We start from the raw sequence: 11,654 nt of genomic DNA on the forward strand, positions 1-11,654 counted from the left end.
ATTGCCGTGAAGAATAATAAGGACATAGGACAGCAGGAGGAAGGGAAGGATTTATGAAGCTCCGCCGCAAAATATTGTTCGCTATTATTCTTCTCGTGTTCATCCCCGTCATTGTGATGGGAAGTGTGACTTACGTTAATTTTTCCAATGCCATGGAGAAGAAATCCAGCAATTTCTACTGGATCTCCCTTCTGGAAACCGACCGCAAGCTGAAGTTTGCGCTCAGTGAAATTTCATCCATAACCAATTCGGCCATTACGCAGCCGGCGATTCAGCAGTCACTGAAGCAGCCGGATTTTGTGCTGACGTATGACCGTAAGCAGGAGATCAATAATCTGCTAATCAATCATCCTATGATTACATCCTTTAGTTTGTATGGCAAAGACCGCTTATTATATCAATACAACGCTCCGATGTCCTTCGCTGACATGCGGAAGCAAGTCTGGTATGGGGCAATGGAGGGCGCAGAGGGGCGTCCCGTCTGGTCTGGTCCAGGGGAGAACGGTTCGGAAGCATCGGGTCACCCTGTGCTGGTGCAGGCCAGAATTATTAAGGATTATTATTCGCTGGAAGATATCGGCTATCTGGTGGTGTATGTGAAGCCGGATTTGCTGGATCAGATCTTCTGGGAAGCCGCCACACTGAAAAAAGGGGATATTCTGCTGGTGAACAAGCAGGGGAACATCGTCTTTACCAAATCCGGAGAGCATATCGGACAACGAACGGATTTTCCTTTTTTGCAGGATAACTATTCTCAGGATGAGGATTATTACATCGACAATTATCAGGGGGAGAAATCACTGATTACTTTCCTCCCTTCACATAATGCAGACTGGTATTTGGCAGCGATTACACCGATGAATCTGATATCATCAGAGTCAGTCTCCATCCGCAATATTGCGCTCATACTGGGTGCGGTTTCGCTGATATCTGCTTTTTTATTTGACCATTATTTTGTGCGCAGGCTTGTGCGCAGCATCAACAGTGCAGTGAACGGTATGAAACGGGTGAAGCAGGGGATTTTTACACCCATCACCATTCCTCCTCGTGCCGACGATGAGAGCGATTCGCTGATTGACGGTTTTAATCGGATGAGCTCGCAGATCGTAGAACTGATCGAGCAGGTGCAGACGGAGCAGGGCCGTAAGAAGGAAGCAGAGATGCAGGCGCTGATGGCGCAGATTAACCCGCATTTCATCTATAATTCACTGGAATCCATCAATTCCATGGCTATATTGGCAGGCAACAGGGATATCAGCAAAATGGTGATCTCGCTTGGTAAGCTGCTGAGGATTAGCATCAGTCAGAATCAGGAACTAATTCCGCTGCAGATGGAGTTTGAGCATGTCCGCCATTATCTGGATATCCAGAAATTCCGTTTTGAAGACAAGTTCTCTTATGCGCTGGAGCTGCCGGATTCTCTCAAGTACCTAATGACTCAAAAGCTCATTGTTCAGCCCATTGTCGAGAATGCCTTATACCATGCCATTGAACAGATGGAGGAGCATGGAGTGATTACAATCTCTGCGGAGGAGATGGGAAGGGATCTGATTATTATTGTCAAGGATAATGGCCCGGGCTTTGATCTTGCTACGATGATGAGTCTGTGGAATAAGGAACGCATCAATCCGAAAAAATACAGCGACAGCGGGGTCGGGCTTAAAAATGTGCATGAGCGCCTGAAGATCAGGTTCGGCAATCCTTATGGCATTGTAGTCTGTTCCTCCCCAGGTTTCGGGTCAACGATATGTATCCGCATTCCGAGAATTCTGCCATGACGGGGGCTGACGGAATGACCAGGAAGCAGACGATCCAAAGATGGCTGATGAAACGGGGATGGATCATTCTTTATATTGGCCTGATGTCGGGGGCGGTCTTCTTTATTATGCAAGGCAGAAGGGAACCTATTGAGGACAATGCCCAGGAGAAAATTACACTCACCTTCCGCCATTTTTGGATTAAGGAGCATGACCGGCCATTACTGGCTATTTTTGAAGAGGTTGTGGAGGAGTATCAGCAGGAACATCCCAATGTCAAAGTGAATTTCGAGGGACTGGATCAGACCATACACCGGGAGCAAAAGCTGAAGAGTGAAATGGTTACCGGTACGCCGCCGGATATGTTCGTGTTATTCGGAGGGGCCGAGATTGAACCTTATGTCCGCTCCAACCGTTTGATGGATTTGACGGACTTTGCCGAGGAGAACGGTTTGAAGGATCAGTTCAAGGATCTGCACCTCTGGACGTTCAATAATAATCATATTTACGGTCTGCCGATTGAAGGCAATGCGGAGCCGCTGTACTATAACCGGACGATCTTCAACAAGCTGGGTATTAAGGTCCCTGAGACGCTGGCTGAACTGGATGAGGCGATCCGCCAACTGAAGCAGGCCGGCTACATTCCCTTTGCGCTCGGCAATGAAGACCGCTGGCCTGCGGGAATATTTGCCCATTATTTAATGGACCGCTATGCCGGTCCGGATCTGATCCAGAAGCTGGTCACCGGCAAGGATGGAGCCAGCTTTGAGAACAGCTATTACAAACAAGCTTTCCGGCATTTGGGTGAGTGGATCCACGAAGAGGCATTTAGTCCGCTCTCTAATGATACATCACCGGAAAATGCAGTCGGCCTGTTTACAAACGGGCAAGCTGCCATGTATTTGAACGGCAACTGGGATATTAACCTGTTCACTGGAGAGAAGGCACCTGAGGGTTTCCAGAACGAGGTAGGGGTTATTCCGTTCCCGGCTCTAGGAAGTGGTGAGGAAGCCTCTATTGCGGGCGGGTATACCATCGGAATCGGATTGTCTTCGAGCCTGAGCGGAGCCAAACGGGAAGCGGCGCTTGCGCTGATGCAAGCATTCTATACACAAGAGATACAGAGACGGATTGTATACGAAGGCTTAAGAATCCCGTCCATGCGGATTACCATTGATCCGAATAAGACAGGGCCGGTATTTGCACAAGTCATGGAGATGATGGAGAAGAATCAGCAGAGCTTTGTGCCGTATGATAATCTCCTTTCCCCTGAGGTCAAGAAAACATTCCTGAGTGTTATAGAAGAGATGATTGATGGCGGTCTGCAGGGCAATGATGCATTGAAGCAGCTGCAGGCCTCATCGGAACAATACTGGAAATTGATTCGGAGCTCGGCCATTCAATAAGCCTGGGGGGGTCTTTAGATGGGGGTAACACAGGTGAATTATAAAGTGCTGCTGGTGGATGATGAACCGGTCATTCTGCGAAGCTTGAAGGTTGCCATACCGTGGGAAGAACTTGGCCTTACTATTGTTGGGGAAGCGCGGAATGGGGAAGTGGCGCTGCATATGATCGAGGAGACGGAACCTGACATTATCATCAGCGACATCCGCATGCCAGTTCTTGATGGTATTGCATTGATGAAGGAGGTGCTGCCGCGCAGCGGTAAGCTGATCTTTATCTTTATCAGCGGGTACGGGGAGTTTGAGTATGCACGGGAAGCACTGCGCCAGGGGGCATTTGATTATTTGCTGAAACCGATTGATCATGAGGAATTAACCGAGATGCTCACACGGGCCAGAGCAAGACTCGACCATCAGAAGGAGAATGAACAGCTGATGCTCTCGGTACAGACTCTGTCGATGCTGGCCCGTGAGCGGATGTTTGCCGAGTTCACGCTTGGTAATCCGCGTCCGCTTCAGCATCTCAAATGGCTGGAGAACAGTGAGCTGGAGAGCGACTATTTCATGGCGGTGGTCCGGCTGGATCATTACGCCGCTCTGATCGCCGAGTGGAGCGTGGAGGAGAAGCGCCTTTGGCTGTTCGCGGTAAGGAACATTCTGGAAGAGTGGTCGCTAGAAAATGGTGTGTTGTCCGTGTTCCCGTTCTATAACGGTGAATGGATCCTGCTTTTCCCAGGAAACCTTACTACCGGCAGAAAAGAACTTGGCGAACAGTTGATCGAAGGGATCAAAAGATATTCCAAGCTGGAATGTTCAGTGGGGATCAGCCGCATCACACACGGGCTTAATCAATTGAGTACCGTGTACCCGCTTGCTTGCAAAGCTCTGTACCAGCGGTTTTATTCGGGTCAGGCGGGTGTATTCCTCGATGAGGAGTCCTTGCCTGGCGGAAGCCGGGAAGTGAAATATCCGAAGGAGCTGGAGCTTGCCCTGATTGAAAGTATCCGCACCGTAGATCTTGAGCGGATGCTGTCCTTGTTCGATGAATTGTCCAGTTTCATTGAAGCACAGGGATTGCCGCAGGAGCTTGCGGAGAGGCTGATTATTGAGATGATTGTGGTGCTGTACCGGCAGTTTGAACATCTCAATATGCATACTGACTGGTCCTTAGAAGGATTGCTCAGCAGGCTACACGGTCTAGGTACACTTTCAGCTATGATTGCGGCACTGAAGATGGAATTCCGCGAGTGGATGCTGGAGAGCCATAAATCTGCCACCCGTGAGGATGGCCGGAGCATCGTGGAGAAGTCCAAACGGTATATTGAGGCAAATTATCATAAGGATCTCAGCATAGAAGAGGTATCGGAGGTCGCAGATCTGAGCATCAGCCACTTTTGCACCCTGTTCAAACAAATCTCGGGCTATACCTTCCTGGAATACGTAACCCACTGCCGGATGGAGAAAGCCAAATATATTTTGCAGAACAGCAATGTTAAGGTCTATCAGGTTGCACCGCTTGTCGGCTATCAGGATCCGCGTTACTTTACGCAGGTATTCAAGAAAGCCACCGGAAAAACACCTACGGAATACCGTGAATTGAATTCCCGGCAGGCTAATTAGACTTTGCCTTATCACTGATGTTAAGTTTGCCTAACAAAACCGCAGGAGCTGGTCTTGAAGACCTTAGCTGCGGTTTTTTGTTGTATTGGTGGTTGGCTTGATGCTGTCAGGATACATGGAAGGAGCTTTCCCCAAGGAATAAACGGGTTGTTCAGCCTGTCTCCCTGTCATAAGTATGACATTTGTCATACTGTATCATTGATGTTTATGTCTTCCGCAGATGACACATACTTCTCTATAATTAAGTTAGATGAATGTATCCGTGACCGGGCACATCCGAGGAGGAAATGAACAAGATGACTACAAACCAGACATCACAGCTCTCCAGCCTGAAAAAAAGCATGGCCCCTTTTGAAAAAACTAATCAGAGTGCGAGCATCAGACAATTGATCAATACACTCGTTCCGCTGGTACTTTTATGGATGGCAGCCTATTTCAGCCTGTCTGTATCCTACGGACTCACGCTTTTGTTCGCGGTCCCAGCTGCGGGATTCGTGATCCGCACCTTTATTATTTTCCATGACTGCTGCCATGGCTCGTTCTTCAAAAACCGCAAAGCCAATGATATCATCGGCACCATTACGGGCGTACTGACGCTTGTACCCTATCGCCAGTGGAAGCATAGCCATTCCATCCATCATGCCGGGAGCAGTAACCTCGATAAACGAGGAATCGGTGATATCTGGATTATGACGGTAGAGGAGTATATTGCTGCGAAGCCATTGAAGCGCCTGTACTACCGCATTTACCGCAATCCGCTGATCATGTTCGTGGTCGGGCCGATCGCTGTCTTCCTGATTCAGTACCGTTTCAATGCCAAGGGTGCAAGACGCAAGGAGCGGATGAACACTTACTTAACTAATGTTTCTATTGCCGCACTTTATGCTGCATTGATCTGGGCCATGGGCTGGCAGGCTTTTCTGCTGGTACAGTTGCCTGTAGTATTCGTATCCGGCTTTCTAGGCATTTGGCTGTTCTATGTGCAGCATCAATTTGAGGATTCCTACTTCGAGCATGAAGAGGAGTGGAGCTATGTATCAGCCGCTGTGGAAGGCAGCTCTTATTATAAACTGCCTAAGCTGCTGCAATGGATTACCGGTAATATCGGATTTCACCATGTTCATCATCTGAGTCCGAAGGTGCCGAACTATAATCTGGAGCTGGCACACAATGCCTCCACACCGCTGCAGCACGCAACAACGATTACCATCGGAACCAGCCTGAAGGCCCTCCATTTCCGCTTATGGGATGAAGAGAATAAAGGTTTTGTCGGTTTCAGGGAGATCAAGGCGAGAATGAAAGAGCCGAAACCGGGAACAGATGGCCTGAAAGTCATCAAACCCGGATTCCAGGGCGAATAAAATATATAGCAGAGAAAGAAGCAGCCGGAGAACATCAGGCGCTGCTCTTTCTCTTTTTTTGCTGCATATTGTTGGAGGATGCTGGGTTTATGCTAAAATGGGGGTACAAACTTGCTGGCAAAAAGGATGGCTGACATGCAGAAGTGGCATCATATTTTTCACAAAAGTACGGGTCTCAGCCCATATGTATGGGTAGTGTTTTATATTCTCCCGTTTTATTTCATCTTCCGTTCCGCTTCGGTGAATCAGAACCAGTGGGTCTATGGAATCGTTATGATTATGGTCTTTTTCGCCTGCTATGTCCTCTCCTTCAAATCGAAGGGCTGGGTTGTCTATTTCTGGACCAGTGTGCAGATCGTTGTCTCAATTACCATGACTCTGCTGTTCGGATATATGTATTTTGCTTTGTTTATTGCCTTTTTTATCGGGAATATTCAGAAAAGAGCCGGTTTTTTCATTTTGTATTCGATTCACCTGCTGACCACCATCGTAGCTATCAACTATGAGCTGATTACTAGAAACCCTGTATTCATCTCACAGATTCCGTTTGTATTGGTGAGTATGATCGCTGTAGTTCTTCTGCCCGCGACAACGCATAACCGGAACAACCAGGATAAGCTGCAGGGTCAGCTGGAGGATGCCAACAAACGCATTTCTGAACTGGTAATCATGGAGGAGCGGCAACGGATCGCCCGGGATCTGCACGATACACTTGGACAGAAGCTTTCGCTCATCGGCCTCAAAAGTGATCTGGCCGGCAAATTGATTCACAAAAATCCAGCGCAAGCGGTACACGAGATTAATGACGTCCGCCAGACTGCCAGAAGTGCACTCAAGGAAGTCAGGGAAATGGTTACGCAAATGCGCGGAATCCGTCTGGAGGATGAGCTGGTACGTATCCGGCAATTGCTGCAGGCGGCAGAGATTGAATTCACTTTGGAGGGCAGTCCGAGGCTGACGAATACCTCCTTGATTACAGAGAATGTACTGAGCATGTGTCTGAAAGAAGCCATTACCAATGTAGTGAAGCACAGCCAAGCAACACTTTGCCAGGTGCTGATCGAACCGTCACGGACCGACCTGCAGATTAAGGTGAAGGATAACGGTACGGGAATTGAAGGAACCAACCTGTACGATAAGGGACACGGGCTGCAGGGGATGAAGGAGCGGCTTGAATTCGTGAACGGAAGTATGGATGTAGTGCAAGATCAAGGAACGACGCTCGTCATTAAGGTGCCGAATGTCTTTAAGCAACCGGAACTGGAGGTAAAAGAACTATGATCAAAATAGTAATTGCTGAAGATCAGCGCATGCTGCTGGGGGCACTCGCTTCCCTGCTGGATCTTGAGGAAGATATGCAGGTGGTAGGCCGGGCAAGCAACGGTGAGGAGGCCGTCAAGCTCGTGCAGCTGCACCAGCCGGATATTTGTATCATGGATATTGAGATGCCGGCAATGAGTGGTCTTGAGGCTGCGGAGGCCTTGAAGGATTCTGTCTGTAAAATAATGATTCTGACCACCTTTGCACGTGCGGGGTATTTCGAACGTGCTGTCAAAGCCGGTGTGGATGCTTATCTGCTGAAGGACAGTCCAAGTGAAGAGCTTGCGCTCGCGATCCGCAGTGTAATGGCCGGCAAAAGGCTCTATGCCCCCGAACTGATGGATGAGGCCTACAGTAATGAAGCGAATCCTTTGACCCAGCGGGAGAAGGAAGTGCTCGGACTCATTGCCGATGGCAAAAATACGAAAGAGATCGCCAGCCAGCTCTACATCACAACCGGAACAGTACGCAACTACATATCTGTAATACTCGACAAGCTTGACGTAGGCAACCGGATTGAAGCGATTACCCGATTTAAGGAAAAGGGCTGGTTTAAATAAGAATGCAGAATAACAATGTAGAATAACAACGGGGACTCGATGAGTCTCTTTTTTTGTATCTACTTCTGTCAATATTCTTGCATTGACGTGACTTTATTCCTGTTTTTCAGGAGGAACCATATGCCGGATTGGAACCGGTGGATATTTTTGCTAAGATAAATGCAAACATGTGATCTTATCCCTTAATCTGGGTAATGACGTAATGAAGTACATGTGTGCAAATAACACAATATATCAGCTGATCTGCCACCTAATTCAGTCGGGAGGACAACTAATTTGCCTGAACTAACATCATCCTATGTAGATTCGCTCGCACCCAATGCCGCTGCCATTAAGAATGGCCAGGGTCTGGTGCGCAAGAAGAGCTTCGTACAGCTGCATGTTTCAGAGAATGGAGAGTTGCTCTTTGGTCAATGCGCCGGGAGCGGTAAAACCCCTTACGAATGCTCTGTGGATTTTATTACCCCTGAAAGTCCGGTGTTCCGTTGTACCTGTCCCAGCCGCCAGTTCCCTTGCAAGCACACCTTGGGCCTTCTTTATGCTTATGTGGATGGGCAGGCTTTCTCGCCAGCACCTGTGCCGGAGGATGTTGCCTCCAAACGTGAGAAGGCGGAGAAACGGGTAGAGAACAAGGCGAAGCAGACGGCCGAGGGTGCCGAGAGTAAGCCAAAGAAGGTCAACAAGTCTGCATTGAAGAAAAAAATAAACGCACAGCTCGAGGGACTCGATCTGCTGGAAAAGCTTGTGCTGTCTCTGATCCGTGGCGGATTATCCACCATCGACAACAAGACACTCAAAACCATACAAGAGCATGTGAAGCAGCTTGGTAATTACTATTTATCGGGAGCGCAGACACAGCTGCGCAGGTTTGCTCTGCTGCTGGGCAAGGGAGAGGACAGAGAAGAGGGTTATACATATGCCATGGAGCAGTTAACGCGGCTGCATGCTTTTATCAAGAAAGGCCGGATTTATCTGACAGCCAGAGCCGAGGACCCGGAGCTTGCACTCGATCATGAATCTTCGATTGATGAATGGCTGGGACATGCATGGCAGCTTTCGGAGCTTAAGGAGTATGGGCTGGTGAAGGAAAACGTGGAGCTAATGCAGCTTGCGTTCTATAGTTACGATGATGCTGCCCGGCAGGAGTTCGTAGATGTAGGCTACTGGCTGGAGACCGCTAGCGGCGAGATTCACCGGACTGTGAATTACCGTCCTTATAAAGCTGCCAAGCTGATGCGGGAGGAAGACAGCTTTTTTGAGCTTGCCTGTATTCCGCTGCTGTACACTTACCCGGGAGATATGAATGTCAGGGTGCGTTATGAAGAACTGACATCAAGAGCTGTAAGTGATGCAGATCTTGAACAAGTCTTGGCAAAAGCTAGCCGTTCTTATGCTGAGACGCTCAAGAAGGTCAAAAATCAATTGAAGAACCCTTTAAGTGATAAAACCCCAGTTGTATTACTTCATGCATCCAGCCTCGGTGTGACCGAAAACGGCCAGTATGTGATCACGGATGAATCTGGAGCCGGGCTGGTATTGGAAGACATTCCTTCGTTGCCTCAGGGCACCCTTGAGCTGCTCCCGTTCCTGCCTGCATCTGCTCTGAAGGATTGCTGCATGCTGGTGATGTTCGAGCATCTGCTGGATCAGGGGCGCCTGGTAGCTCAGCCGTTATCCCTGATCCAGGGTGGGTCGATTACCCGGCTATTGTACTAACTGTCTATAAATATCATATACGTTCTTATATATCCTATAGGGGGACAGTCCATGAGTACAGCATTATTGCAAGAGCTTCACCAAGAGGTCAGAAGATTATATATCGCCGGCAGTGATCTGGCCGCAGGTGATTTCCGCCTAAAACGGCTGCTGCCGCAATTTCAACAGCTTGGCGAGCGGGCTGCAGTGTTCAAAAGGCTCGGGGAAGGCATTGCCTCTCTGCTGGAGCCCGGGGACGGGCAAGGAATGCAGGCCGCGACCCGGCTGCAGGAGCTGACGCTGCTGCTGGAATCGGTGCTGTATACCCAAGGGGTTACTGCACCAGAAGGCACTCCTGGTGAGCTTCGCAGCCGTAATCTTTTGCTGGAGACCAAACATCCTTACCGTAAGCTCGCCGCAGTACGGCAGGCGCTCACTACCACCGGGAGCGGCAGATATGAGATTGTAATTGAGGCTTTTAAGGAGGGGATGTTTCAGGATCTTCGTCTGCTTCCGCTCGCGATTGCGGCACTCAATGATCCTTATTCCGAGATCGCCGAATACAGTATGTCGGAGATTCTCCCGGCCTACGGTCCTGACATTACCGGCTATCTGATCGAAAATCTGAATATCACCGGCGGTAAAAGTGAAGTCCGCAAGCTGAAGACCATCGCCAAGGCGGGAGGAACGGAAGTGCTTGAAGAGATCTTTCATGCTGCTGAAACCGGCAGTGACGAGATCCGGGCCGCTGCTATTGAATGCCTTGGCACACATGAAGCTTACCTGCCAGCCCTGCTGGAGTGGAGTACCGATAAGAAAAAAGTGATCCGCGAAGCTGCGTATAAAGCACTGGCTGCAGGCGGTTCACCACAAGGTGAAGAACGTCTGTATGAAGCTTTTTCGGGCAAAAAAGACCGGGAGCTAGCTGCAGATGCTATAGTGCACAGTTCTTCAGCAACACTATTTGAAAAGCTGTCAGTACTATATAACAAAGAGTTGCATGAAGCGCCGCAGGAGAATGTGGATAAGAAGCATACGGAGGAAGTATGGAACAGAATCCGGCCGTTTGCGACGGTTCTTTCCGGACAGCGGAATTCGCAGTTGGATGAGCTCTACAGCTATGTAATCCAGGAATATAGACGGTTTGCTTCCCTGGGCTTTACGACTGTAATTAATGAAGCCGCGTGGTATAAACAGAGAGCCGCTTCGGAATCGGCTTTTGAGGAGCTGCGACAGCTGGAAAAACTTGATTCCCGCTATTTCCCGCACTTTTTCCGCGCAGCCCAGCAGCTGATGTCACCTGAGGAGCTCTACAGACAATTTGGCGGCACGCTGATAAACAAGCTAAAAGCTGTAGTCACAAAGGATTCTGCGCAGCGTAACAAGCTGCTTATGGATACAATTATGCAGCAGGTTATGAATGTAGAGGAAATATGGTATGACGCAGTCTGGGACCCGCAGAGGGAGCGTCCATACCGTGAGATGGGAATGCTCTCCCCCGAAAAAATCCAGGCCGCATGGGACCCTCGTTGGTTGGATTTGTTCATACATCGGGATGTGACCGAGCTGGTATGCGCTTTTGCCCGACCGGATCATGAAGAATCCCGCAGCTATCTGCTGAATAAATTGAGCGATCAGAGCAGCCAGCAGAAAAAGCAGCGGAATCATGACTTTATGGCGAATATCTTTACAGGTCTGGCGCGTTCTGGGATGCCGGATTCTGAACTGAATGAGCTGCAGATATCGGCAATGGAAAATGAGAAGGGCTATAGTCCCTACAGATTTGAATATGCCCAATTCCAGCAAATGCTGAAGTTTCCCGTAAGCTTCATCAGCCGTCTGGAAGCACTTCTCCCGAATCTGAGGTACTACGAAAGCCGTGCGCAGCTGGAATATGTGATCAATCAGCTTCGCAGCCAGGAATAATCATGAGCGGTC

The 11,654-nt window shown here is 49.1% G+C and carries 8 protein-coding genes; all 8 read left to right on the forward strand.

All coding sequences use genetic code 11. The features are described from left to right. Positions 1–53: 53 nt before the first annotated feature. Positions 54–1,778: a sensor histidine kinase gene (locus AC0MA3_RS00620; RefSeq protein WP_379153091.1), complete on the forward strand. Its 1,725-nt coding sequence runs from the start codon at positions 54–56 to the stop codon at positions 1,776–1,778. A gap of 14 nt (positions 1,779–1,792) precedes the next feature. Beyond that, positions 1,793–3,163: an ABC transporter substrate-binding protein gene (locus AC0MA3_RS00625; RefSeq protein ID WP_474654794.1), complete on the forward strand. Its 1,371-nt coding sequence runs from the start codon at positions 1,793–1,795 to the stop codon at positions 3,161–3,163. A gap of 18 nt (positions 3,164–3,181) precedes the next feature. After that, positions 3,182–4,780: a response regulator gene (locus tag AC0MA3_RS00630; RefSeq protein WP_474654795.1), complete on the forward strand. Its 1,599-nt coding sequence runs from the start codon at positions 3,182–3,184 to the stop codon at positions 4,778–4,780. 296 nt (positions 4,781–5,076) lie between these two features. Beyond that, positions 5,077–6,141 carry a Delta(5) desaturase DesA gene (desA, locus tag AC0MA3_RS00635; RefSeq protein WP_379153083.1) on the forward strand — a complete coding sequence of 355 codons (1,065 nt, stop codon included), beginning with the start codon at positions 5,077–5,079 and terminating at the stop codon, positions 6,139–6,141. Positions 6,142–6,276: 135 nt separating this feature from the next. Then, a complete protein-coding gene (locus AC0MA3_RS00640; protein WP_474655149.1) occupies positions 6,277–7,422 on the forward strand; it encodes a sensor histidine kinase in 1,146 nt (381 codons plus the stop codon). Next, positions 7,419–8,021: a response regulator gene (locus tag AC0MA3_RS00645; protein WP_379153080.1), complete on the forward strand. Its 603-nt coding sequence runs from the start codon at positions 7,419–7,421 to the stop codon at positions 8,019–8,021. Before AC0MA3_RS00640 ends, AC0MA3_RS00645 begins: the two co-directional genes overlap by 4 nt. A 276-nt stretch (positions 8,022–8,297) precedes the next feature. Further along, entirely contained in the window at positions 8,298–9,737 is a 1,440-nt protein-coding gene (locus AC0MA3_RS00650) for an SWIM zinc finger family protein (RefSeq protein WP_474654796.1), read from the forward strand. A 51-nt stretch (positions 9,738–9,788) separates the two neighbouring features. Continuing rightward, complete coding sequence (locus AC0MA3_RS00655) at positions 9,789–11,642, forward strand: HEAT repeat domain-containing protein (RefSeq protein WP_474654797.1); 1,854 nt, start codon at positions 9,789–9,791, stop codon at positions 11,640–11,642. Positions 11,643–11,654 lie beyond the last annotated feature (12 nt).

Source organism: Paenibacillus sp. LS-5 (genome assembly GCF_056121505.1).

What these genes read in the sequence shown, in the direction of transcription:
- AC0MA3_RS00645 (WP_379153080.1), top strand. Translation starts at nt 7,419, where the DNA reads ATGATCAAAATAGTAATTGCTGAAGATCAGCGCATGCTGCTGGGGGCA.
- AC0MA3_RS00640 (WP_474655149.1), top strand. Translation starts at nt 6,277, where the DNA reads ATGCAGAAGTGGCATCATATTTTTCACAAAAGTACGGGTCTCAGCCCA.
- AC0MA3_RS00625 (WP_474654794.1), top strand. Translation starts at nt 1,793, where the DNA reads ATGACCAGGAAGCAGACGATCCAAAGATGGCTGATGAAACGGGGATGG.
- AC0MA3_RS00620 (WP_379153091.1), top strand. Translation starts at nt 54, where the DNA reads ATGAAGCTCCGCCGCAAAATATTGTTCGCTATTATTCTTCTCGTGTTC.
- AC0MA3_RS00630 (WP_474654795.1), top strand. Translation starts at nt 3,182, where the DNA reads ATGGGGGTAACACAGGTGAATTATAAAGTGCTGCTGGTGGATGATGAA.
- desA (WP_379153083.1), top strand. Translation starts at nt 5,077, where the DNA reads ATGACTACAAACCAGACATCACAGCTCTCCAGCCTGAAAAAAAGCATG.
- AC0MA3_RS00655 (WP_474654797.1), top strand. Translation starts at nt 9,789, where the DNA reads ATGAGTACAGCATTATTGCAAGAGCTTCACCAAGAGGTCAGAAGATTA.